Here is a 21,787-nt window from a genome sequence, read left to right as displayed (position 1 = left end):
AACGGGGCCATGATCTATCACGTCGTACCGCGCACCGTCTGGACCACCGCCACCGGCCGGACGTACGCGCCGGCCTCCCTCGCCGAGGAGGGCTTCGTGCACTGCTCCCCGGACGAGGCGACCACGCTGGCCGTCGTCAACGCCTTCTACCGGGACGCGCCCGGACCCCTGCTGGTGCTCGCCCTCGACGAGGCGCGGCTCACCGCCAGGGTCGAGTGGGAGGCGGCGGCCCCCGCCCCGCCGCCCGGCGTCTTGGGTGACGTCCTGTTCCCGCACGTCTTCGGCTCCCTCGACCGGGACGCCGTGGATCACGTCCTGGAGGTGCGGTTCGACGAGGAGGGCCGGGCCACGGAGTTGCGTACGGCAGGATGACGGGGTGATCGAACAGAAGTCCAGCCCCGCCGACCCTCCCCCCGGCCTGCGCCCCGTCCGGGGAGCGGCCCGCTGCGCCGTCGCGGCCCTCGCCCTCGCCGGAGCCGCCTGGGTGGCCCGGGCGGTGTGGCACGTCCGGCTCGCCGTCGCGGGTGAGCCGGCGTCCGGCCCGCCCGACCAGGGCGGCGGGGTGCACCGTCCGCTGAACTCCCTGGAGGACTCCTACCACCTGGTCACCTCCGTGGGCGGCGCCGTCACGGCAGTCTGCGCGATCGTGTTCCTGCTCTGGCTGGACCGGGTGCGGGACAACGCCAAGGCCCTCTCGGGCGCGGACCCCCGCTACGGCTACGGCTGGCTCTGGCTGGGCTGGATCGTGCCCGTGGCGAATCTGTGGATACCTCGGGGCGTCGTCGCGGACGTCCACCGCTCGGTCTTCCCCGAGCGGCGGCTGCCCGCCGTCGTGAACTGGTGGTGGGGCCTGTGGCTGGTCGGTCTGGCCGGTGGCGTGGGGATCCTCTACGCCGACGACACGGACGAGATCATCGCCCGTGCCTACCACGGCGTTCTGCCCCTGCTCGCCGCCGACCTGGTGATCGTGGCCGCCGCCGGGGCAGCGGCCCTCATGGTCCACACGCTCACGACGGCACAGCAGAAGCACATCGCCGGCAAGGGCTACTGACCGGCCCGCCGCGGCCGGAACACCGACACGGCGAACGAGGCCGTCACCGACACCGGAGCCCCCAACCGGCCGATGCGGTCCTCCAGTTGCGCGGCCGTGAGGTGATGCGCCGTCGGACTCATGCCCACCAGGCCGGTGACGTCCTCGGCCGTGAGCCGCATGGCGTACTCCAGCGGCTCGGTGCGATCGAGCCGGAAGCGGGCGTCCAGGGACCGGCGCAGGCGCTCCTCCTTCCTCGGGTCGACCGCCAGCAGCCCGACCGGCTCGTGCAGTTCCCACAGGTGCCGGCCGGTGGGCGTGACGACGAGCAGCGCTCCGTCCGGGCCGAGGACGCGGTGGAACTCGGGCCCGTTGCGGGGCGCGAAGACGTTGAGTACGAGGTCGGCGCAGCCGGTGCGCACCGGCCACGGCCGCCACACGTCCCAGCAGGCGGCCTCCGCACGGGCGTGCGCGCGGGCCGCCGCGCGCAGGGCGGGAACGGAGCTGTCCAGCCCCAGACCCAGCGCGCGGGGGAGGGCGTCCAGGACCGCGGCGAGGTAGTGGCCGGTGCCCGCCCCGGCGTCCAGCACGGTGGCGTCGGGCGGCGCCAGTTCCGAGGCGAGGCGCGCGACGGTGCGGGCGAGCGGGCCGTAGTGCCCGGCGCCCAGGAACGCGGCGCGGCTGCGGACCATGTCGGGGGAGTCGGCGCTCGGGGCCCGCCGGTGGCCGGCCAGCAGGCTGACGTATCCATGGCGGGCGATGTCGAAGGTGTGCCGGCCCGCGCACCGCAGGGCACCGGCGGTGTGTTCGAGGGCGGCCGGGCACAGCGGACAGGTCAGGACGGACAGAAGACGATCGGAAGGCAAGGGATGCTCCTCGGAACGCGGCGGCCGCGGCGGGGCGGCCCATCGCGTGCGGGCGGCGGACGGTGAGGTGTCGGCGCCCGTCGGCCGGCCACCGCGGACCGGCAGCAGGGGGGCGGGCACACCGAGGACGGCGACGTGATCCACTCACGTCGCCGTCCACACCGCGGCGTCAGAGGAAGCAGTGCGGCAGAGCGTTGCATGCAAGTGCCATACGGCCAGGCTACCCGGGGCCTGCGAACGTCACGACGAGCCGCCGTGCGCGCTCGTCCACCCTGCCGCCGACCCCCTGGACTTCGGCGGTTATCGTCCGCCCGTGAGTGAACTGTCGGCTGTGTACCTGCCGGAAGCGACCACCGGGCGGCTGCTGGGATCGTGGCAGCCGGACCTGCCCGCCCTGCTGCTCGTCGCCGTGCTGGGCGGGCTCTACGGCTGGGGTGTCGTCAGGGTGCGCAAGCGGGGCGGAACCTGGCCGCCCGCGCGGTGCGCCGCGTTCGTGCTGCTCGGTCTGGGCGCGATCGTCGTGGCCACGATGTCCGGCCTGGCCGTCTACGACCGCGAACTGTTCTGGCCGGCCGCCGTGCAGAACGTCGGCCTCGACCTGCTCGCGCCGCTGGGTCTCGCCCTGGGCGACCCGCTGCGGCTCGCGGTGGAGGCGCTGCCGGAGGGCGGCGCGGGCCGCCTGCGGCGGGCGCTGACCGGCCGGCTGGTCAGGCTGCTGACGTTCCCCCTCGTCAGCACGGCGCTGGTGCCGGCCACCGAACTGACCCTCTACTTCACGCCGTACTTCGCCACCGCGCTGCGCGTGGGCTGGCTGCACGAGCTGATGTACCTCCATCTGCTGGCTGCCGGCTGCCTGTTCGTCCTGCCGGTGCTCACCCGAGAGCAGGCCCTGCCCGCCTGGTGCACCCACCCGGTCCGGGCGGCGCTGGTCTTCCTGGACGGGATCGTCGACGCGCTCCCCGGGCTGGTGGTCATGACGCACGGCACCCTGATCGCGGGCGCCTGGTACCTGCACCACGCGCCGCCCTGGTCCCCCGATGTCCACCACGACCAGCAGCTCGGCGGCGGCGCCATGCTGGGCATCTCCGAACTGGTCGCGCTTCCCTTCCTGCTGGTGGTCCTCGCGCAGTGGGTGCGGGCCGAGCGGGCCCAGACGGCCGTCCTGGACCGGCGTCTCGACGGCGAACTCGTGCCCGCGGCCACCGCGGAGGGGCCGGCCGAACGGGTCCGGCCCTGGTGGGAGACCGAAGCGGGCGAGGTCGCGGAGCGGATGCGGCGGCAGGGGCCGGGTGACTGACCCGGGCCCCGCCGGTGCCGGTCAGCGGATCCCGGACGCCGTCTCCTGATCCGTGCTCGGGCGTGCCGCCGACGGGACGGGGCGTATCGAGGTGGGGGTGGCCGACGGGGCGCGGGACGGCTCCGTCCGGCCGGTCGCCTCCTCGGGGGCGGGGGTGCCGGGCTTGGTCGTGCGGGGGTCGCCGGGGACCGGGGACGAGGGCCGGGAACGGGAAGCGGACGGGGACGGTACGGGGGTGGGGGGCGCCGAGTCGGTGGCCGGCGCCGGCCTCGTGGTGGGCGGGGCCATCGGGATCGCCGGGGCCGGGGGGTGCTCGGGTGCGGTGTGGCGCAGGGGGAGCGCGATGAGGGCCGCCGCGACGCAGCACAGGCCCGCCCCGGCCGCGCCGCGCAGCAGGCGGCGGCGGACCGCACGACGGCGGATCGTCTCGTACTGGCCGGCGGGAGCACCCAGGTAGTCGGGGGAGGAGGGGCGCAGGATCACGGCGAGCGGGTCGTCGGGGGCGTACTCCGGGTCACCCGGGTCGCCGTCAAGACGTGTGGTCAAGGCTTCTCCTCAGGTGGGCGCGGAGCAGTTCCCGGGCCGCGTGCAGATCGGCCTTGACGGTGCCTTCCTTGCGTCCGGTCAGTGCGGACACCTCCCGGATCGGCATGTCAGCGTAGTAGTGGAGGAGGATCGGGACGCGCAGCCGTTCCGGCAGTGACTGCACGAGCAGCCGCACGGACGGGTCGGCCTGCTCGTCGGGCGGGCGTACGGCGGCTTCCGAGGTGACACGGTGCAGGGCGCGGCGCTCGCGCTCCAGCTTGCGCCAGTGGTCCCGGACCAGGTTGGCCGCGGTGACGTAGAGGAACCCGCGCGGTTCCGCCACGGACGTCCAGCGGGCCCAGAGCCGGGTGAACGCCTCCGAGGCGATCTCGTGGGCCGTTCCGTCGTCGTCGACGAGCCGGCGGCACCAGCCGGCGAGGCGCGGGTAGAGGGCGGCGAACAGCTCGGACGCTGCCTTCTCGCGGGACCGTTTCAACGCTCTCCAGGGGTGGGGGAGTTCGCGCCGCTCAGCGCCGCGAACACGATCACGTTGTCCGCGTAGCCGTCTGCGGTGCGCGCCCCGCCGCACGTGATCAGCCGCAGCTCGGGGCGGCCCACGTTCCCGTAGACGTCGTCCGCCGGGAAGTCGGTTTTCGGGACGGTCCGTACGGCCGTGACGGCGAACTCCGCCGTCGTGCCGTTCTCCAGGCGCGCCTCGATCCGGTCGCCCCCGTGCAGCCGGGCGAGGTGACGGAAGACGCCGTCACCGTACGGGCCGACCGTGACATGGCCGAGGAGCACCGACGGGCCGGTCTCGCCGGGGGTCGGCGAGTGCCGGTACCAGCCCGCCCGGTCGTGGTCCGCGACCGGCGGCACCTGCACCGTGCCGTCGGCTGCCAGACCCAGCCGGATGACCGGGGTGTCGACGCCGATGGCCGGGATCAGGAGCCGGACCGGGACCGAACGGGCCAGGGGGCGTGCGCCGTTGGCCGGCACCGGCCGGGCGGTGGTCCTCGGCCGGCGCGCGGTGGTGTCGTGACCGGCGGTGTCGGGGCCGGTGGGCCCGGGGCCGGTGGTTCCGTGGCCCCCGCACGCCGTCAGCAGGGACGCCAGCGCCCCGGCCGTGAAGACGCGCCTGGAGAACGGGCTCACGCCCCGCTCGCCCGGCGGCGGCGCACGACGAAGACGGTGCCGCCGCCCAGGGCCAGCACCGCGGCGGCGCCGGCGCCGATCGCCGTGCCGCCCGTCCCCGAGTCCTGGGACGCCGTCACACCGGTGTCGGGCGCGCCGCCCGGCCGGACGGAGACCTGGTCCTCGGCGGGCGCCGGGGTCGGCTCGTCCTCGGCCGGTGCCCGGGTCGGTTCGGGCGCCCGGGTCGGTTCGGCGCTCTCCTCGGGCTGGGTGGTGGGCGAGGCGGCCGACGCCACCGGGCTCGGGGTCGTCGCCCCGTCGGCGAAAGCGGGCCCCGTGCCCAGCAGTACGGCGGTGCCCGCGAGGGCCAGGGCGCTGAGGACAGTTCGGCGCATGGAATCGCACTCCTTCGACGTCCGCCCGACGATCGGCGGGCTGGGTGACAGATCGTGCGGAGAGACGAGGCGGGGGCACGGCGGGTTGTAAAGAGATGGCAAAGTCGCCGCAGGGGCTCCGAAATATTCGGCTGCGGGCGGGAGTCGGGGCCGCTGGCTCCTGCACGCCCTACGGCCGGTGCAGCAGCCCCCGTTCCATCGCCACCACCACCGCCCGCGTCCGGTCGTTGACGTCGAGCTTGGCGAACAGGCGGAGCAGATGCGTCTTCACCGTGGCCTCGGCGATGACGAGGCGGCGGCCGATCTCGGCGTTGGTGAGGCCGTCCGCGACCGCGTTCAGCACGTCCGACTCGCGGGCCGTGAGGGGGATGTGGGCGGGCTGTCGCATCCGGGCGACGAGCCGCTCGGCGACCCGGGGTGCCAGCACCGTCTCCCCGCGGGCCGCCGCGTGGATCGCGTCGGCCAGTTGCTCACGGGTGGTGTCCTTCAGGAGGTAGCCGATCGCCCCGGCCTCCACCGCGCGCTCGATCTCCGCGTCCGTGTCGTACGTGGTCAGGATCAGCACCCGGGTGCGGGGGAAACGCGCCACGATCTCGGTGGTCGTGGCCACGCCGTCCAGTACGGGCATGCGCAGGTCGACCAGGGCGACATCGGGCTCGTGGCGTTCGACGAGGTCGAGGGCGGCGCGGCCGTCGCCCGCCTCGCCGACGATCTCGATGCCGGTCCCGGAGGAGAGGAGGGCCACCACCCCGGCGCGCATGACGGTGTGGTCGTCCACGACGACGATGCGCAGCGGTCCGTCCGTCATGCCGTCGCCCCCGGCGGTATCAGTGCCAGCACCCGTGTCCCGTCCCCCACCGAACTCGTCACCGTCAGCCTCCCGCCCAGTTCCGCCAGCCGTTTGCGCATGCCGTCCAGACCAAAACCCGACGACTCCTCCACCGAGAACCCCGCCCCGTCGTCGGTGATCTCCAGCTCCACCCCGTACGGCTGCCGGGCCAGGACCACGCCGACCGTGGAGGCGCGGGCGTGCTTGCGGATGTTGGCCAGGGACTCCTGGGTGCAGCGCAGCAGCGCGATCCGGGTCTGCTGGTCGCACTCCAGGTCCTCCAGTTCGGCGTCGACGGTGAGGCCGGTGTCCTCGGCGAAGCGGTCCAGGGTGCGGCGGAGGGTTTCCGCCACCGAACCCGCCGCGGTCCGGTCCGAGTGCCGGGCCGAGCCGACCAGTTCACGCGCCTCGGCGAGGTTCTCCCGTGCGGTGGACTCGATCGAGCGCAACTGCCGGCCACTGCGGGCCGGATCGGTGTCGAGGCCCGTCCGGGCGGCCTCGGCGAGCACGATGATCGAGGCGAAGCCCTGCGCGAGGGTGTCGTGGATGTCCCGTGCCATCCGCTCCCGCTCGTCCGCCGCGCCCTGGCGCTGGTGCGCCTCGGTCAACTCGGCCTGGGCTTGCTCCAGTTCGGTGATCAGCCTGGCCCGTTCGGCGCTCTGCGCGACCACCGAGTGCGCCCACCGCCCGATCAGTGCCCCCACGGCGACGACGAGCAGCGTGGACACGAGCGTCTCGGTGAAGAACTCCACCGTCCACCCGTCGTCCCGCAGCACGCTCCCTGCCAGGGTGGCGGCCGCGGCGAGCCCCAGGAACACCATCGAGGCCTTCGGCGTCCGCCCGAACATCCAGTAGTGCGGCAGTGTCACCATGAACAGCGCCGCGTAGTTGCCGCGCAGATACGCCAGCCCGCCCAGCGCCACCACCAGCACCGACAGGTACCCGTGCGGCCGTACGACGGGGTTGGCCGGGAAGCGGTCGAGGACCCCGTAGCACAGCACCACGCCACCGAGCAGCACCAGCGCCAGGCACTTGCTCCCGCCGGGCCGGTTCATGGCGACCAGCCCGACGGCCATCAGCGCGAACAGCAGCCAGCACACCGCGTTCCAGCGGCGCAGTGAGACGGCCCAGAGGGTGTCGGCGGTGAACCCGGCGAGAGCGGTCATACCGATCAACGTACGTCGACCTCCTGGCGGGAGGGGCGCCTTTTCCCCGGAGCGGAGGCCGTCCGCCGAGCCGCCCGCGAAGGCCACCAGCTCGCCTCGCCCAGCAGCAGCATCGCCGCCGGCAGCACCATGACGCGCACCACGAACGCGTCGATCAGCACGGCCGCCGCCAGGACGAAGCCGATCTGCTTCATCTCGATGATGTGCAGGAAGACGAAGCCGGCGAACACGGTCGTCATCACGACCGCGGCGCTGGTCACCACGCTCGCCGAGGACCGGATGCCGTCCAGGACGGCCTGCCGTGTCGGCACACCCGCGAGTACGGCCTCCCGGATCCGGCTCACCACGAACACCTGGTAGTCCATCGACAGCCCGAAGAGGATCACGAACAGGAACAGCGGCACCCGCGACCCGACCGACCCGGTGGACTCGAAGCCCAGCAGGCCCTCGGCCCAGGTCCCCTGGAACACCAGCACCAGCAGCCCGAGCGCCGCCGCCGCGGACAGCAGGTTCAGCGCTACGCCGAGCAGCCCGAGGACCACCGAGCGGAAGGCGTACACCGTCATCCCGAACGTCACCAGCAGCAACGCGCCCAGCACCAGCGGCAGTTTGCCGTTCTGGTGGGCGGGATAGTCGGCGTAGCGGGCGACGTCCCCGCTCACGCCGTACTCGGCGCCGGAGATCCGGCCGACGGTGGCGGGCAGGAAGCCGTCCCGGAGCCGGTGGAGGGAGTCGTACGCCTCGTCGGAGTTGCCGAGGTGGGGCACCTTCAGTTCGAGGGTGCTGGTGCGGTCGTCGGCGGAGGTCCGCAGGCGCGATGCCCCGGTGAACAGCGGGTCGGCCTCCGCCCGCCGGGCGACCTCCCGCAGAGCGGCGGTGACCTCCGCCGACCGCGTGGCCTCGGCCCGCACCACGACCTGATGGGTCACCCGCTGCCCGGGGAACGCCTCGTTGAGCCGGTCGTACACCTGCATCGCGGGGATGTCCCGGGAGTGCGTGTCCCGGCTCATCTCGGTGATCTTCAGTCCGGTCAGCGGGACGACCAGGGCCAGCAGCGCCAGGACCGACACGCACAGGGTGGCCAGGGGATGCCGGGCCGCGGGCCGCAGCAGCGCGTTCCACATCCGGCCGCCGCCACCCCCGCCCCGCACCCTGCGGGCGGGCTTCCCGCGCTCCGCCCGCTGCAGCGCCCGGCGTTCCGCCCGCTGCCCCAGCTTCACCAGCAGCGCGGGCAGGGCCGTCAGCGAGCTGGCCACCGCGACCAGCACGACCACGATGGTGCCGGTCGCGAGGGAGGAGAAGATCACGTCGGAGGCCAGATACAGCGTCGCCGTGGAGGCGACCACCGCGAGGCCGGAGATCACGACCGTCCGCCCCGAGGTCGCGGCGGCCAGCTCCACCAGGGCCTCGGAGGAGAGCCGGCCGCCGGCGCGGGCCCGTTCCTCCCGCTCGCGCTTGAGATGGAACAGCGTGTAGTCGACGCCGACCGCGAGGCCGATCATCAGGATGACGTTGGTGCCGACCCCGGCGTCGGGCGACACGTGCGAGACGACCATCGACAGGCCCACCGCCGCCGCGATCGACGACAGCGCCAAGAGCAACGGCACCCCGGCCATGGTCACCGACCCGAACACCACCAGCAGGGTGATCAGGGTGACGGGCAGGGTGATCGCCTCGGACAGCGCCAGATCGTCACTGCGCTGCTTGTCGACTCCCTTGCTGACGGAGGGACTTCCGGTCTCCTCCAGCAGCAGCCCGGGGTGGCTCTTCTGCACCGCCGCCGTCTGCGCCACCAGCGCGTCGACCTTGTCCTTGGCGTCCCGCTCCTCGCCTCTCAGCGTCACCTCGACCATCAGGATTTTGCGGTCCGGTGACAGCAACGGGTCTGCCACATCCGCCACTTCGGGCAGTCGGCGCATCCGGTCGGTCAGGTCCTCCGCGGCGGCCCGGGCGGTGCCCTGGACCAGGGCACCGCCCGAACGGGAGGAGATCAGCACCTGTTCGGCCGACCTGCGCTCCAGTCGCGCCTCGGCCGCCAGGGTCTCGGCCCGGCCGGCCTCACCGACCCGGTAGTCCGCCGTCTTCGCACTGTTCACGCCGACAGCGCTGCCGGCGCCCAGGCACAGCACCACGAACACCAGCCAGCCGACGATCGCGCGCCAGGGATGCCGAGCGCTCCAGCGCGCCACGCGCACAGTTAGGGAATTCATGCCCAAAAGCGTTGCCGAGCAGGGCAGTTGCCGGACAGAGGCACTCGGTTGAACCTGCCGTCCACCGATCGGTGGACCGGGGCCCGGGGGATGTCCCCACCCCGCCTGCGGGTCAGTTCGGCTTCAGGACGACGGCCTGACCGCCCGCCGGGGCCCTCGCCACGTCGAGGGTGTCGGCGGCCGTGACGGTCCGGGTGCCGACCACGACCGGGGTCTGGTACGGGCTCGCGCCCGGGGTGCCGTCGGCGTAGACCGTCGCCGTGTACGTGCCGCCGCCGAGGAAGGTGAGGGGGAGGGGGAGGGCGCGGGACGACTCGTTGGTCATCGCACCCACACCAGGTGGAGCCGCCCCGGCGGGCGACGGCGATGTACTCGCCGATCGTACCCGCGAGGGTGCGGCTCTCGTCCCAGGTGACCGGGACGGCGTCGAACCAGGGCAGGCCGGGCCAGTTCGCGGGGTTGTTGTACTTGGACGGCTTGTCGTACCAGAAGAGGAAGTTGAGCGGCTGGTAGTAGACCGCGGCCATGGCCATCTGGTGGGCGTTGGTCGTCTTGTCGCGGGACTGGCCGTAGCTTGCCCCGCGCGCCCCAGCTCTTGCACAGGCCGATGAGGGAGTCGGCGTCGGTCAGCGCGAGCCGGTTGACGTGGAGGAAGACGCCGATGCCCTTGCTCGCGGCGTAGGAGATGACCGACGGCAGGTCGGTGGCGGCGATGGGCTCGGTGGCGTCGGGGGTGCTGAACTCCGGGCCGTACCAGCCGGCGTCGTACTCGATGTACTCCACTCCCCGGGCCACGGCGAAGTCGACGCCCTGGAGTCCGGCCGCCGTGCTCCGGGCCTCACAGCCCGAAGAGTTCCGCCGCGTTGTCGTGGCACACCGCCCGCAGCCACTCCTCCCCGAGGCCCAGCCGCTCCAGTGAGTCGAGCTGATGCACGTACGGATAGGGGATGTTGGGGAAGTCGGAGCCGAACAGAACACGGTCGCCGGCATCGGCCAGCCGGGGCAGGACGCGGCGGGGGAGCGGCATGAACGCCTCGGTGAAATCCGTGAACGCCATCGTCGTGTCCAGCCGCACCTCCCCGTACCGCTCGGCGAGGTCGAGGAACTCCTCGTACTCGGGCATCCCCATGTGCGCGACGATCAGCCTCAGCCGCGGGTGCTCCGCCAGCACCCGCGCGATCGGGCCGGGGCCGGTGTGCTTGCCGGGCGCGGGCCCGGAACCGCAGTGGATCACCACGGGGATCCCGGCCTCGGCCAGCACCCCCCAGGCCGGCCGGAGGAGGTCGTCGGCCGGGTCGTACGCCCCCACCTGCACATGCGCCTTGAAGACCCGCGCGCCCGCTTCGACGGCTTCCCGGACGTACGCCTCGACGCCCGGCTCGGGGAAGAGGGTGGCGGTGTGCAGGCAGTCGGGGGTGCGGCGCGCGAAATCGGCCGCCCAGCCGTTCAGCCAGCGGGCCATGCCCGGCTTGTGCGGATAGAGCATCGCGGTGAAGGCGCGTACGCCGAACCCCCGGAGGATCTCCGCCCGTTCGGCCTCCGCTTCCCGGTAGGTGATCGGCCATTCCAGCCCGCCGGTGAGCGGCCCGAGGGAGTCGAAGTACTCCCAGACCTTGCGCAGGACCCGCTCGGGCATGAAGTGCGTGTGCACGTCGACGAGGCCGGGGAGCCCGAGCCGCCCCCAGAAACGGCGGACGTCGTCGGACTCGGCAGCGTGATCATCCATGGTGCCCAGCCTCCGGTGCGGCGGGGCGGTGGGGCCAGTGCCGTGCGCGAGGGATCCGTGAGGGATCCGTCACGCCCGCGCCCGGCCCCCTCGCGCTCGGGTCGAAGCCCGGCCGGGACGTGTCAGCCGATGCGGGCGCACAGGTCGTCCGCCCTCCCGTGGGCCAGGTGCAGGGACTTGAATCCGTCGGCGCCGATGTCCATCGTGTAGACGCCGTCGACGATGTACAGGCCGCGCGGCAGGGTGCCCAGGCCCTCCCCGACGCCGACGAACACCGGGCCGCGCACGGACCAGAGCTGTGAGCCGTCGCGCCGGTACTCGACGATCGCCGAGCCGCTCGCGTCGGCGTCGTGGGCGGCGCCCGTCCCGGTGTTGGTGACGCGGATGACCAGATCGCCCTTGTAGGCGACCCGGCGTGCGGAACCGTCGGGGTGGGTGCTCAGCACGCGCCGCACCACGTCGTCGACGACGGGCTCGCCGTGGACGGGGAAGTCGCAGCGCACACCGGCGGCGACGTCCCACGGTGCGGAGGGTGCCGGTTCCCAGCCGCCTCCCTTCGGAGCGGCCGTCGCGTGCTGCGTCCCGAGCAGCGCGGCGGCGAGGGTGAGTGTCACGAGGGTCGTTCGTCGCATGGTTCTCCCTGGACGGAGGGGCGGGATCGGTGCGCCAGTCTTCTCCCGGCCCCTGACCAAAGCCTCACCACTCCCGGCGCGGACAGCGCGGGCCTCGCTAGGCTGCGCCGGCCATGGAGTTCCAGCTGCTCGGTCCGTTCGCCGCCCACCACGAGGGGCGGCAGGTGCTGGTGGGCAGCCGTCGCCAGGAACGGTGCCTGCTGGCCGTCCTGCTGCTGCACGCGGGCAGCGCCGTCCCGACCGGACGCCTCATCGACCTCCTGTGGGACGGCGAACCGCCCGCCTCCGCCCGCGCCACCGTCCACACCTACATCGGCCGGCTGCGCGCCGCGCTCAGGCCCTACGAGGTGCGCGTCGAGACCCGGCACGACGGTTACGCCGTGGAACAGGGCCCGCACCGGATCGACGCGCAGGAGTTCACCCGGCTCGTCGGGCAGGCGGCCGACGCCCGTGATCCGGTGGAGCGGATCGGCCACTACGACCGTGCCCTCGCCCTCTGGCGCGGCCCGCTGCTCGCGGACGTCGCCGACGACCGGCTGCGTGCCCGCCTCGGCGCCCGGCTCGGCGAACTGCGCCTGTCGGCAGTGGAGCAACGGGCACAGGACCGGCTCGGCATGGGTCTGCACGACCAGGTCGTCACGGACCTGACACCGCTGCTCCGGGAACACCCGACCCGCGAGCGTCTGGTCGCCGCGCAGATGACCGCCCTGCACCGCACGGGCCGCCAGGCCGAGGCGCTCCGGTTGTACGGCCGTACCCGCGCCCTCCTCGCGGCCGATCTCGGCATCCCGCCGAGCCGCGAACTGCGCACCCTGCACGAGCGCATGCTGCGCGGCGACCCCCGTCTCGACCGGCCCCCCGGGCCCGTCTACGCGGTACGGGTCGACGACCAGTGGCTGCCGTGGAGCACGAGCGGCCACCCGGCGCTGGAGTTCTGCAACACCTACGCCGGGTGGGGCGGGGACCGGCTGCCCGGGTCGGAGTGGCTGCCCGGCTACGCCACGCTCGCCGTGTGGGCCGGGCACCTGGACCTCGTCGGAGAGCGGCTGGTCGCCCGGCTGCGGGACCAGGCCCTGCGGGAGCCGGCCGAGGCCACCGCCGCGCTCGACGAGGCCCGGCGGTTCCGCACGGACCTGTACGCCTGTCTGACCGACCCGCAGGACGGCCGGGCCTTCAGGGCGGTCGCCGGGGTGGTGGAGGACGCCGCGCGGCTCTCGGTCTTCACCCGGGGCGAGGACGGCCTGGGACGCTGGCAGCCGGCCCCGTCCGCCGGTCTGCGCGTGCCCCTGTACGCGGTGGCCCGCACGGCGGCCGAACTCCTCGCCGACCCCCGCCGCTTCACCGTCCGCAGCTGCCCCAGCCGGACCTGCGGCTGGCTTTTCCTCGACGAGAGCGGACGCCGGAGGTGGTGCAGCCTGGGGACGTGCGGGGGGAAGGGGAAGCCGGGTGGTGGCTGAGGACGGGCGCCTGGCCGCCGGTGGGAGCCCCCGGCAGCCGCTGAAGGCCCGGGCACTTGGCTTCCCCTACGCACCAGGAGATGACGGCGTCGGCGGGACGGAGCCCTCCGGCATACGCCACCGCTGCGGATAGCGGAGAGCGTCTCGCGGGAGGTCCTGGCAGCCGCTGAGGGTGGGCACCCGGCCGCCCGCGGGGAGGGCCGGCAGCTGCCGGCTTCGGGCACGCGGCTGTCCGTGGGAGGTCCTGGCAGCCGCTGACAGCGGGGGCCGGCTGCCCCTGGGGAACCCCGGCAGCAGCGGCCCGCTCAGGCCTTCCGGAACCGGTCCGTGGCCGCCAGTACCGCCGCCGTCGTGGAGGTCCCCGACAGGCCGTGCCCCTCGTCGCCGATCAGGACGAGCTCGGCGTCCGGCCATACCTGGGCCAGCCGCCACGCGACGTCCACGGGACCGCTGATGTCCATCCGGCCGTGGATCATCACGCCCGGGATGCCGGCCAGTCTCCCGGCGTCCCGCAGCAGCGCCCCGTCCTCCAGGAACGCGGCGTGCCGCCAGTAGTGCGTGACGAGGCGGGCGAAGCGCATCCGGAAGCGCGGGTCGTCGTAGCGGGGGTCGGGCCGGTGCCCGGGCAGGGTGGAGACGTGCACGTCCTCCCACCGGCACCACTCCCGCGCGGCCCGCTCCCGTACGGCCGGGTCGGGATCGGCGAGCAGACGGGCGTAGGCATCGGCCAGATTCCCCTCGCGCTCCGCCTCCGGTACGGCGTCCCGGAAGCGGGCCCACTCCTCGGGGAAGATCCGCCCCATGTCCCGGGTGACCCACTCCACCTCGCGGCGCGTGGTGTTGGTGACGCTGAAAAGGACCAGCTCGGACACGGAACCGGGGTGCCGCTCGGCGTAGGCCAGTGCGAGGGTCACGCCCCAGGAGCCGCCGAGGACGAGCCACTCCTCGATGCCGAGGTGCCGTCGCAACTGCTCGATGTCGGCGATCAGATGATGCGTGGTGTTGGCGGCGAGCGGGGTCCGCGGATCGGCGGCGTCGGGCGTACTGCGCCCGCACCCGCGCTGGTCGAGGAGCACGACGCGGTACGCCGCCGGGTCGAACAGCCGACGCCAGAACGGCCCCGCCCCGGACCCCGGCCCGCCGTGCAGCACGACAGCGGGCTTGCCCGCGGGGTTCCCGCAGACCTCCCAGTACACGCGGTTGCCGTCACCGACGTCGAGCATGCCGTGCGCGTACGGCTCGATACCGGCGGGATGGAGCTCGGCCATGCCAGATGTTCCCTCTCGCCCCTCGTACGGGCTCACGTGACGGAAGCCCTTTTGCCCAGACCCAGTTGAAGCGGTACGCCCGCTACTTGATCTCGGTCCAGCCCTCAGGCGTCACCTTGTAATGGTCCCCGTCGTCGGCGTCCATCCGTGAGCTGGCGTGCACGTGCACGTAATCCCCCTCGTGGTGGTACCGGAAGCCGCCCATCATGCCGACCACCGTGAAGACGACCTTCACGGTGGGACCCTCCGTGAGGGGAGCGAGCGGTGGCAGCAGGTGCTCGATCTCGTCGAAGCACCGGCCGGTCGTCTCCCGCATGAGGGTGTGGAAGTGCTGCTCCAGGGCGTCCGCCGGGGAGGGCAGGGGCCGCACCGTGACCGGTTCGAGGAGCTCCAGCAGGTGCGCGTGGCCTCGCTCCCGGGCGATGTCGACGGGTCGGCGGCCGTCCCGGGTGCGCTGGGTGCGCCAGGCACCGTGTGCGATCAACCGGGACACCACGGCGAAGTCCGCGCCGTGCCAGGCGGCTTGATGCAGCGGGGAGAAGCCGCTGCGGTTCCCGGGCCGGGGCAGATTTACCCACTCCGGCCACTCTCCCAGCGCCTCGAAGAGCCGGACCCAGTCGGCGTCCCACGCCATGTCCGAGAACGCGTCCCGCCGGTCCAGGTACCACTGGTTGAACCGCGCCCGGTCGGTGAGTCCGTCCCATTGCAGCAGCGTGATCACTTGACCACGCTAGCCGACCCCGCTGCCCGGGCCGCCGGAGTACCCACCTTTTTGTGGGGACTTGGCAGTGCGCCGACGCCGGGCGAACCTGGTGGTGGGCGGCCGGTGAGGCACAGGATGCGGAAGGGAAGGGGGCGGCATCCGCATCAGGAGGCCGCCCGGGCGGCCTCGGCCAGCTTTTCCAGGTGACGGTGGCCCCAGTCGGACAACGGTGCCAGCGTCTCGGCGAGTTCGCGGCCGAACCCGGTCAGGGAGTAGACCGTCTTCGGCGGCAGCACGTCGTACACCTCACGGTGCACCAGTCCGTCCGCCGCCATCTCCCGCAAGGCCTCGGTCAGCACCTTCTCGGAGAGGCCCGGCAGTTGCCGGCGCAGCTCCGCCGGGCGGTGCGGGCCCGACTCCAGCAGCCAGAGCAGGGCCGTCTTCCACTTGCCGTCGATCACGGCGATCGCGGCGGTCACTCCGCAGACGTTCGGATCCTGGCGCCGACGCGTCACAGTCGCCCCCTTCGTCATCAATTGCCGTGTTGATTCTAGGAGTTCAGCATGCCTTCATACAGCGCTTCTCCGGCCCCGGCGCATTCCGCCCGGCCGCTCGCCGATCACCCGGCCGCCACGGTGACCGTCCTCGGTCTCGGGCCGATGGGCCGGGCCCTGGCCGGTGCGTTCGTCGACGCGGGCCTGCGCACCACCGTGTGGAACCGTACGCCGGGCCGCGACCGGGAGCTCCTCGACCGCGGTGCGGTGGGTGCGGCGTCCGTGGCCGAAGCGGTGGCGGCGAGCGAGGTGACCGTCGTCTGCCTGGTCAACTACGACGCCGCCGACGCCGTGCTGCGCCAGGACGAGGTCGAAGCCGCCCTCAAGGGCCGTACGGTCGTGAATCTGACCGCCGACACCCCCGCCCGGGCCCGCGACACCGCCGCCTGGGCCGCCGCGCACGGCGTCCGCTACCTGGACGGCGCGATCATGACCCCGACGACCACCATCGGCACGCCCGACGCGGTCTTCCTGTACAGCGGACCCGAGGACCTCTACCGCGAACTCGTCCCTGTCCGGGAAGCGTTGGGCGGCACCCATACCCATCTCGGCGAGGAGACGGGCCGGGCCGCGGCCTATGACATCGCCCTGCTCGACATCTTCTGGACGGCGATGGCGGGTTATGCGCACGCCGTGGCGGTGGCCCGGGCCGAGGGCGTCACCGCGACGGAACTGGCGTCCTTCGCCCAGGGCATCGGCGCGATCCTCCCACCGTTGTTCGCGGAGTCCGCCGTGGACGCCGACGACGGCGCCTACTCCGGCGAGGGCAACCCGCTCACCTCGGCCGTGTCGTCCATGTCCCACATCGTCCACGTCTCCGAGTCGCACGGCATCGACGCCGGTGTCATGCGCGCGGCCGAGGGCATGGCCCGCCGCGCCATCGGGCTGGGGCACGGTCAGGACGGTTTCATCCGCGTCGCGGAGGTCATCGGACGGCGTCGAGGGCAACCGGCGCCCCTCGGCCGCCTGCGCGGTGAGTCCCGCGGGCACCGGCCCCCGTCGATGCGGCGCGGCTCGATTGTTGTGCGGGGCCGCTGAGCAGGTCGAACGGATCGCTACGCGGGGCCGCCGAGCAGGTCGAACGGACCGCTACGCGGGGGCGCCTGGCAGGTTGAACGCCCGCCCGCACTGCGCGAGCATCTCGCGCACCGCGGGACTCCGCCCGTTGCGCCAGACCAGAGCGAGCAGGGCCGGTGTCTCTACGTCGTCGATGGTGCGGACGACGAGCCGGTCTCGGTGTCCCGCGGCCATCGACTCGCTGAGGACGCCGATGCCCAGGCCACGGGTCGCGAGGTCCGCGACGGCGTCCGCGGCGCCGGCCTGCAGCGCGATCCGGGGTCGGAGGTCCCGCGCGGCACAGGCTCCGTCGAAGACCGTCCGCAGACCGGTGCCCGGGGGCATGCACACGATCGGATGGTCGACGATGTCCCGCAGTGTGAGCCGCCGCCGTGGCGCCAACGCGTGGCTCTCCGGGACCAGCGCGACGAGCCGCTCGCTGATGATCGTCAGCGACTCGAGGCCTTCCGGGGCCGCAGCCGTCCCGACGAGGGCCACATCGAGCGTGCCGAGGCGCACCGCTTCGACGAGCCGGTCGGAGTTGTCCTCCAGCAGGGAGATCTCCACCCCCGGGTGCGTGCGGTGGAACGCGGAGAGCGCCTCGAACAGGGGCGTGACGGTGCAGCCGATGACCATCCCGACCACGAGCCGGCCCCGGATCAGGCCGGTCACCTCGCCCACCGCCTGCCCGACCGCCGCGGCCGCGGCGAGCGCCGCACGGGCGTGGTCGAGCGCCGCCCTCCCCGCGGCGGTCAGCGTGGCGGTGCGGGCCGAACGGTCGAAGAGCTCGGCGCCGAGCTCACGCTCCAACTGGCGGATCTGGGCGCTGACACCGGACTGGCTGATGTGCACCCGCTCGGCGGCCCGCGTGAAGTTCCGTTCCTCGGCGACCGCGACGAAGTACTCCAGCTGCCTCAGTTCCATGACTGGTAATTCTAGCTTTCATCGGATTCATCTGTTGGACTTCTGATCGCGGCCGGAAGAGGCTGGAGGCACCGAGGCATCCCGACACCTGGAGGACCCGTGCCGGAGTACGAGAAGGCCATGCGCCCGGAGGACATCACCCGCCTGTTCGTCGAACGCTCCAACGCCGGTGACGCGGCCGGAGTGGCCGCGCTCTACGCCGTGGACGCGGTGCTGGCCTACCCGCCCGGCGAACGGACGGTGGGGCGGGAAGCGATCCGCGCACTGTGGGAGAAGGTGCTGGCCGGGCGTCCCCGCTTCGAGCCGGAAGCGCCGCTGCCGACCCTGGTCAGCGGCGACATCGCCCTGACGTCGACCCCGCCGAAGGACGGGGCGGGTGCCCGCGCGCAGGTGGTCAGGCGCCAGCCCGACGGAAGCTGGCTGCGCGTCCTCGACCAGCCCGAGTTCACCCCTCCCGCCGGCTGAGGCCGCAGCGAACCGGGGCCCGACGAGCGTCGGTCGCCGGGCCGGGTCTTTCGGATCACCCGGTGACCGAGAGACGAGCCCTGCCTAGCCCGGCCGCCGCGCTCCCGTGCTCTCCCGCCGCACCAACCGCGTAGGCACCAACGTCGTCCCGTGCTCCGCCCCGTCCTGGCGCATCTTGCTGAGCACCCCCTCCACGCACAGCCGCCCCACCTCCGCGAAGTCCTGGTGGATCGTGGTCAGGGGAGGGAGGAACGACGCGGACTCGGGGATGTCGTCGAAGCCGATGACGCTGACGTCGTCGGGGACGCGGCGGCCGCGTTCGTGCAGGGCGCGGAGCAGGCCCAGGGCCATCTGGTCGTTGGCCGTGAACACCGCCGTGCAGTCCGGGTCGTCGGCCAGCCGAAGACCCGCGCGGTAGCCGGACTCGGCCGACCAGTCGCCGCGGACCAGGGGCGGCGGGGTGCGGCCCGCCTCGGTGAGGGTGGTGCGCCAGGCGTTGGCGCGGCGCTGTGCGGCGAAGGAGCCCTCCGGGCCGGCCAGGTGCCACACCGTGTCGTGGCCGAGGCCCAGCAGGTGCCGTACGGCGTCCCTGGCACCGCCCGCCTGGTCGGTGTCGACGACGGTGTAGCGGTCGCCGGCGTCGGAGTCGGCCACCACGACCTGCACACCGGGCGGCAGGGAGACCGTCGCCGCGTCGAGGAGATGGATCTCCATGATGACGATGACGGCGTCCACGGCGAGTTCGCCCAGCCGGGAGAAGGCGCCGTTCACCTCGTCCTGGGTGGGGACGGCCACGGGCAGCAGGGTGACGGCGTAACCGTGCTCGGCGGCGGAGGTGGCGATGGCCTCCAGGGTGCGGATGTTGCCCATGGTGGAGAGCGAGAAGGTGATCACGCCGAGCGTGCGGAACTCGCCCCGGCGCAGCGCCCGGGCCGCGCTGTTGGGCCGGTAGCCGAGCTCCCGCATGGCGGCCAGGACCTGCGCACGGGTGTCCTCATTGACGCCCGGGAAGCCGTTCGAGACGCGGGAGACCGTCTGGGAGGAGACCCCGGCGAGCTGGGCGACGTCGGCCATGGAGGCGCCCTGGCGGGGGCGGGCCGCACGCCTTCTCGTACGGCTCGTGCCGCCCGGCTCCCTCTCGCCGTTCACCGTGCTCACCTGCCCCTCGCTTCCCTCGCAGCGCACCGGGCGCGGATTTCGGTCCGGGACGAGTCCTTGACCCCTGAGATTCGGACAGTGTAGACATCCCGCCAGTGGATGTTTACGTAAACATTGCCTAGTCGAAACCGTACGAGAAGGCGCCGAACCCGCACCAGTCGCACCACGTAGGCCCCGATCTCTGCGTCCGCCGGGACGCGGCACGCAGAAGAGCTGGAGTACTCGAGATGGCACACCGCACCCGCAAGAGAAGGCTCCTCGGGGCCATCGGCGTCACCGCCGTGGCGACCGGAACCCTCCTGGCCACGACGACCCTGCCCGCCGCGCACGCCGAGCCGGCTCGGGCCGCGGCCGCCGGGGTCACCGTCCGGCCCGACCCCTCCTACGCGGGGGAGAAGTTCGAGGGCTGGGGCACCAGCCTCGTCTGGTTCGCCAACGCCACCGGCGACTACCCGCCCGCGGTCCGCGAGAAGCTCTACAAGCTGCTCTTCGGCGACGAGGGCCTCGCCCTGAACATCGCCCGCTACAACATCGGCGGCGGCAACGCCCCCGACGTCAAGGACTACCTGCGGGCCGGCGGCGCCGTCGAGGGCTGGTGGAAGGCCCCGGCGGGCACCACCCGCGAGGACGTCGACTGGTGGGACGCGGACGACCCCAAGGACTGGAACAAGAACGCCGACAAGACGCAGCGCTGGTGGGTCGACCGCATCAAGAAGGACATCACCCACTGGGAGACCTTCAGCAACTCCCCGCCCTGGTTCATGACCGAGAGCGGCTACGTCTCCGGCAACTTCGACGCGGGCAAGGACCAGCTGAAGCCCGAGTCGGTCGACGACTTCGCCAAGTACCTGGTGGGCGCGACCGAGCGTCTCGAGAAGGCGCACGGCATCAAGGTCGACACCCTCGACCCCTTCAACGAGCCGAACACGAACTACTGGGGCACCAAGCTCGGCCCCGACGGCGAGCCGGTCGGCGGCCGCCAGGAGGGCGCGCACATCGGCCCCGAGCTCCAGCAGAAGGTGCTCCGCGCGCTGGCCCCGGTCCTGGAGAAGTCCCGGTCGGGTGCGGAGATATCCGCGATGGACGAGACGAACCCGGGCACCTTCGCGACGAACTGGAACTCCTACCCCCAGGAGGTCCGTGACCTCGTCGCGCAGATGAACGTCCACACCTACGGCACCGGCCAGCGCACCACCGTCCGCGACCTGGCCAAGGCCGCCGACAAGCCGCTGTGGATGAGCGAGGTCGAGGGCGACTGGGGCGACGGCCAGAGCTTCACGGACATGCGGCCCGGCCTGGGCCTGGCCCAGCGCATGGTGGACGACCTGCGTGAACTGGAGCCCAAGGCCTGGGTGTTCTGGCAGCCCGTCGAGGACTACGACAACATGAAGCCGGGCGGCGAGTCCGCCAAGGGCGGCAACTGGGGCGAGATCCAGCTCCCCTTCAGCTGCACCTCGAAGGACACGCTGAAGTCCTGCCCGGTCTACACGAACACCAAGTTCGACACGGCCCGCAACTTCACGCACTTCATCAAGCCCGGCGACCGGCTGATCAAGACGGACGACACGTCCAGCACAGCGGCGGTCTCCCGCAAGGGCGACGCGGCGACCGTCGTCCACGTCAACAGCGCCACCGAGGCACGCGAGGTCACGCTCGACCTGTCGAAGTTCGGCCGGGTCTCCTCCCGCGCCACGGTCACCCCGGTGGTGACGAGCGCCGACGGCAAGCTGGACAAGCAGAAGCCCGTCCGCGTCTCCGGCAAGCAGGCCACGCTCACCGTGCCCGCGCAGTCGGTGACGTCCTTCCTCGTCAAGGGCGTCTCCGGTGTCGCGAAGGACGCCGCAGAGCTGCGCAAGGGCCACACCTACCGCCTCACCGGCGTCCAGAGCGGCAAGGACCTCACCATCGCCGGCAACGGCACGGGCCTGGTCATCAAGAGCGCGAACGCGACCGACCCGAGCGGTCAGCAGTGGCGGGTCGAGCAGGTCCGCGGCTCGGACAACCGCAAGCGCTACGTCCTGACGGAGACGGCTTCCGGCAAGCGCCTGGCCGTCCGTGACGGCGCCCTGGTCGCCGAGCCGGACGAGGGCCGCCGCGACAAGGCCGCCGAGTGGATCATGTCCACGACCGGCGACGGCACCTGGACCCTCGTCAACGCCGCCACCGGCCAACTCCCGGACGTCTCGGGCCAGTCCACCAGTGACGGCGCCTCCGTCGGCGTGTGGCAGCCCAACTCCGGTTCCAACCAGCGCTGGAAGGTGACGGACGTGACCAGCGGCTGACCGCTGCGCACGCCTCTCGCCGAGACGCCCCCGTGCGCCGTCGCCCTGTGCGACGGCGGGCGGGGGCGTCGTGCTGCTCCGCCGTCCGCCCCGTGACCGTCGGACCGGGCAAC

Annotated in this window: 22 protein-coding genes and 3 pseudogenes; 7 read left to right on the top strand and 18 right to left on the bottom strand. The window is 72.9% G+C overall.

Going from position 1 to position 21,787, the window contains the following annotated elements; translation table 11 throughout:
- Window positions 1-9: 9 nt before the first annotated feature.
- Together ABT116_RS03250 and ABT116_RS03245 are read left to right on the top strand one after the other, a co-directional pair.
- The gene (locus tag ABT116_RS03250; RefSeq protein ID WP_351627038.1) at window positions 10-372 is read left to right on the top strand and encodes a DUF952 domain-containing protein; all 363 of its coding nucleotides are present in this window, start codon (window positions 10-12) and stop codon (window positions 370-372) included.
- Window positions 373-376: 4 nt separating this feature from the next.
- The gene (locus tag ABT116_RS03245; RefSeq protein ID WP_351627037.1) at window positions 377-1,051 is read left to right on the top strand and encodes a DUF4328 domain-containing protein; all 675 of its coding nucleotides are present in this window, start codon (window positions 377-379) and stop codon (window positions 1,049-1,051) included.
- On the opposite strand, the gene ABT116_RS03240 is transcribed toward ABT116_RS03245, so the two are convergent.
- Complete coding sequence (locus tag ABT116_RS03240) at window positions 1,045-1,896, bottom strand: putative RNA methyltransferase (protein WP_351627035.1); 852 nt, start codon at window positions 1,894-1,896, stop codon at window positions 1,045-1,047. The genes ABT116_RS03245 and ABT116_RS03240 overlap by 7 nt on opposite strands.
- 313 nt (window positions 1,897-2,209) lie before the next feature.
- Here ABT116_RS03240 and ABT116_RS03235 point away from each other — a divergent pair, with 313 nt between their 5' ends.
- Window positions 2,210-3,193, top strand: coding sequence for a cytochrome c oxidase assembly protein (locus ABT116_RS03235; protein WP_502983809.1), 984 nt, complete (start codon window positions 2,210-2,212; stop codon window positions 3,191-3,193).
- A 21-nt stretch (window positions 3,194-3,214) separates the two neighbouring features.
- On the opposite strand, the gene ABT116_RS03230 is transcribed toward ABT116_RS03235, so the two are convergent.
- The 12 genes and pseudogenes from ABT116_RS03230 to ABT116_RS03175 all read right to left on the bottom strand — a co-directional run bounded on the left by ABT116_RS03230 (window position 3,215) and on the right by ABT116_RS03175 (window position 11,807).
- Window positions 3,215-3,739: a hypothetical protein gene (locus ABT116_RS03230; protein WP_351627032.1), complete on the bottom strand. Its 525-nt coding sequence runs from the start codon at window positions 3,737-3,739 to the stop codon at window positions 3,215-3,217.
- Window positions 3,723-4,214 (bottom strand): RNA polymerase sigma factor, encoded by a 492-nt coding sequence (locus ABT116_RS03225; RefSeq protein ID WP_351627030.1) that lies wholly within the window; start codon window positions 4,212-4,214, stop codon window positions 3,723-3,725. Before ABT116_RS03225 ends, ABT116_RS03230 begins: the two co-directional genes overlap by 17 nt.
- Window positions 4,211-4,870 (bottom strand): class F sortase, encoded by a 660-nt coding sequence (locus tag ABT116_RS03220; RefSeq protein ID WP_351627028.1) that lies wholly within the window; start codon window positions 4,868-4,870, stop codon window positions 4,211-4,213. The genes ABT116_RS03225 and ABT116_RS03220 overlap by 4 nt, the downstream gene beginning before the upstream one ends.
- Entirely contained in the window at window positions 4,867-5,244 is a 378-nt protein-coding gene (locus ABT116_RS03215; protein WP_351627025.1) for a sortase-dependent protein, read from the bottom strand. The genes ABT116_RS03220 and ABT116_RS03215 overlap by 4 nt, the downstream gene beginning before the upstream one ends.
- 169 nt (window positions 5,245-5,413) lie before the next feature.
- The gene (locus tag ABT116_RS03210) at window positions 5,414-6,052 is read right to left on the bottom strand and encodes a response regulator (protein ID WP_351627022.1); all 639 of its coding nucleotides are present in this window, start codon (window positions 6,050-6,052) and stop codon (window positions 5,414-5,416) included.
- Window positions 6,049-7,239: a sensor histidine kinase gene (locus ABT116_RS03205; protein ID WP_351627019.1), complete on the bottom strand. Its 1,191-nt coding sequence runs from the start codon at window positions 7,237-7,239 to the stop codon at window positions 6,049-6,051. The genes ABT116_RS03210 and ABT116_RS03205 overlap by 4 nt, the downstream gene beginning before the upstream one ends.
- Before the next feature lie 5 nt (window positions 7,240-7,244).
- Complete coding sequence (locus ABT116_RS03200) at window positions 7,245-9,449, bottom strand: MMPL family transporter (RefSeq protein ID WP_351627016.1); 2,205 nt, start codon at window positions 9,447-9,449, stop codon at window positions 7,245-7,247.
- Between the two features lie 112 nt (window positions 9,450-9,561).
- Entirely contained in the window at window positions 9,562-9,774 is a 213-nt protein-coding gene (locus ABT116_RS03195) for a glycoside hydrolase family 97 C-terminal domain-containing protein (RefSeq protein ID WP_351627013.1), read from the bottom strand.
- 46 nt (window positions 9,775-9,820) lie between these two features.
- Window positions 9,821-9,976, bottom strand: a pseudogene (locus tag ABT116_RS03190) (hypothetical protein); the annotation flags it as partial.
- A gap of 109 nt (window positions 9,977-10,085) precedes the next feature.
- Window positions 10,086-10,232 (bottom strand): annotated as a pseudogene (locus tag ABT116_RS50820) (hypothetical protein); the annotation flags it as partial.
- Window positions 10,233-10,287: 55 nt separating this feature from the next.
- Entirely contained in the window at window positions 10,288-11,175 is an 888-nt protein-coding gene (locus ABT116_RS03180) for an amidohydrolase family protein (RefSeq protein ID WP_351627010.1), read from the bottom strand.
- A 122-nt stretch (window positions 11,176-11,297) separates the two neighbouring features.
- A complete protein-coding gene (locus ABT116_RS03175; RefSeq protein ID WP_351627008.1) occupies window positions 11,298-11,807 on the bottom strand; it encodes a hypothetical protein in 510 nt (169 codons plus the stop codon).
- A 113-nt stretch (window positions 11,808-11,920) separates the two neighbouring features.
- On the opposite strand from ABT116_RS03175, the gene ABT116_RS03170 reads away from it, so the two are divergent.
- On the top strand, window positions 11,921-13,264 hold the full coding sequence (locus tag ABT116_RS03170) for a BTAD domain-containing putative transcriptional regulator (RefSeq protein WP_351627006.1): 1,344 nt from the start codon (window positions 11,921-11,923) through the stop codon (window positions 13,262-13,264).
- Window positions 13,265-13,569: 305 nt separating this feature from the next.
- On the opposite strand, the gene pip is transcribed toward ABT116_RS03170, so the two are convergent.
- The 3 genes from pip to ABT116_RS03155 form a co-directional block, all read right to left on the bottom strand.
- Window positions 13,570-14,532, bottom strand: coding sequence for a prolyl aminopeptidase (gene pip, locus ABT116_RS03165; protein ID WP_351627003.1), 963 nt, complete (start codon window positions 14,530-14,532; stop codon window positions 13,570-13,572).
- A gap of 82 nt (window positions 14,533-14,614) precedes the next feature.
- Window positions 14,615-15,253 carry an ankyrin repeat domain-containing protein gene (locus ABT116_RS03160; protein ID WP_351627000.1) on the bottom strand — a complete coding sequence of 213 codons (639 nt, stop codon included), beginning with the start codon at window positions 15,251-15,253 and terminating at the stop codon, window positions 14,615-14,617.
- A gap of 146 nt (window positions 15,254-15,399) precedes the next feature.
- The gene (locus ABT116_RS03155; RefSeq protein WP_351626998.1) at window positions 15,400-15,750 is read right to left on the bottom strand and encodes a winged helix-turn-helix transcriptional regulator; all 351 of its coding nucleotides are present in this window, start codon (window positions 15,748-15,750) and stop codon (window positions 15,400-15,402) included.
- Between the two features lie 48 nt (window positions 15,751-15,798).
- Between ABT116_RS03155 and ABT116_RS03150 the strand changes: the two are divergent.
- Window positions 15,799-16,728, top strand: a pseudogene (locus ABT116_RS03150) (NAD(P)-dependent oxidoreductase); the annotation flags it as partial.
- A 150-nt stretch (window positions 16,729-16,878) separates the two neighbouring features.
- Here ABT116_RS03150 and ABT116_RS03145 read toward each other — a convergent pair.
- Window positions 16,879-17,769, bottom strand: a complete 891-nt coding sequence (locus tag ABT116_RS03145; protein ID WP_351626992.1) for a LysR family transcriptional regulator — start codon at window positions 17,767-17,769, stop codon at window positions 16,879-16,881.
- A 99-nt stretch (window positions 17,770-17,868) separates the two neighbouring features.
- On the opposite strand from ABT116_RS03145, the gene ABT116_RS03140 reads away from it, so the two are divergent.
- Window positions 17,869-18,234: a YybH family protein gene (locus tag ABT116_RS03140; RefSeq protein WP_351626989.1), complete on the top strand. Its 366-nt coding sequence runs from the start codon at window positions 17,869-17,871 to the stop codon at window positions 18,232-18,234.
- An 84-nt stretch (window positions 18,235-18,318) separates the two neighbouring features.
- Here the strand turns inward: ABT116_RS03140 and ABT116_RS03135 are convergent, their stop codons facing one another.
- Window positions 18,319-19,308 carry a LacI family DNA-binding transcriptional regulator gene (locus ABT116_RS03135; protein ID WP_351627141.1) on the bottom strand — a complete coding sequence of 330 codons (990 nt, stop codon included), beginning with the start codon at window positions 19,306-19,308 and terminating at the stop codon, window positions 18,319-18,321.
- A gap of 311 nt (window positions 19,309-19,619) precedes the next feature.
- Here ABT116_RS03135 and ABT116_RS03130 point away from each other — a divergent pair, with 311 nt between their 5' ends.
- Complete coding sequence (locus tag ABT116_RS03130; protein WP_351626986.1) at window positions 19,620-21,674, top strand: RICIN domain-containing protein; 2,055 nt, start codon at window positions 19,620-19,622, stop codon at window positions 21,672-21,674.
- The last annotated feature ends 113 nt before the right edge of the window (window positions 21,675-21,787 follow it).

This window comes from Streptomyces sp. NPDC002130, from assembly GCF_040296465.1.
In the GTDB taxonomy this organism is placed as follows: Bacteria; Actinomycetota; Actinomycetes; order Streptomycetales; family Streptomycetaceae; genus Streptomyces.
Note: the sequence above shows the minus strand (reverse complement) of the source record. Positions and strands in the feature narration are given on the sequence as shown.

What these genes read in the sequence shown, in the direction of transcription:
- ABT116_RS03205 (WP_351627019.1), bottom strand. Translation starts at nt 7,239, where the DNA reads ATGACCGCTCTCGCCGGGTTCACCGCCGACACCCTCTGGGCCGTCTCA.
- ABT116_RS03130 (WP_351626986.1), top strand. Translation starts at nt 19,620, where the DNA reads ATGGCACACCGCACCCGCAAGAGAAGGCTCCTCGGGGCCATCGGCGTC.
- ABT116_RS03195 (WP_351627013.1), bottom strand. Translation starts at nt 9,774, where the DNA reads ATGACCAACGAGTCGTCCCGCGCCCTCCCCCTCCCCCTCACCTTCCTC.
- ABT116_RS03135 (WP_351627141.1), bottom strand. Translation starts at nt 19,308, where the DNA reads ATGGCCGACGTCGCCCAGCTCGCCGGGGTCTCCTCCCAGACGGTCTCC.
- ABT116_RS03215 (WP_351627025.1), bottom strand. Translation starts at nt 5,244, where the DNA reads ATGCGCCGAACTGTCCTCAGCGCCCTGGCCCTCGCGGGCACCGCCGTA.
- ABT116_RS03145 (WP_351626992.1), bottom strand. Translation starts at nt 17,769, where the DNA reads ATGGAACTGAGGCAGCTGGAGTACTTCGTCGCGGTCGCCGAGGAACGG.
- ABT116_RS03175 (WP_351627008.1), bottom strand. Translation starts at nt 11,807, where the DNA reads ATGCGACGAACGACCCTCGTGACACTCACCCTCGCCGCCGCGCTGCTC.
- ABT116_RS03170 (WP_351627006.1), top strand. Translation starts at nt 11,921, where the DNA reads ATGGAGTTCCAGCTGCTCGGTCCGTTCGCCGCCCACCACGAGGGGCGG.
- ABT116_RS03250 (WP_351627038.1), top strand. Translation starts at nt 10, where the DNA reads ATGATCTATCACGTCGTACCGCGCACCGTCTGGACCACCGCCACCGGC.
- pip (WP_351627003.1), bottom strand. Translation starts at nt 14,532, where the DNA reads ATGGCCGAGCTCCATCCCGCCGGTATCGAGCCGTACGCGCACGGCATG.
- ABT116_RS03180 (WP_351627010.1), bottom strand. Translation starts at nt 11,175, where the DNA reads ATGGATGATCACGCTGCCGAGTCCGACGACGTCCGCCGTTTCTGGGGG.
- ABT116_RS03200 (WP_351627016.1), bottom strand. Translation starts at nt 9,449, where the DNA reads ATGAATTCCCTAACTGTGCGCGTGGCGCGCTGGAGCGCTCGGCATCCC.
- ABT116_RS03210 (WP_351627022.1), bottom strand. Translation starts at nt 6,052, where the DNA reads ATGACGGACGGACCGCTGCGCATCGTCGTCGTGGACGACCACACCGTC.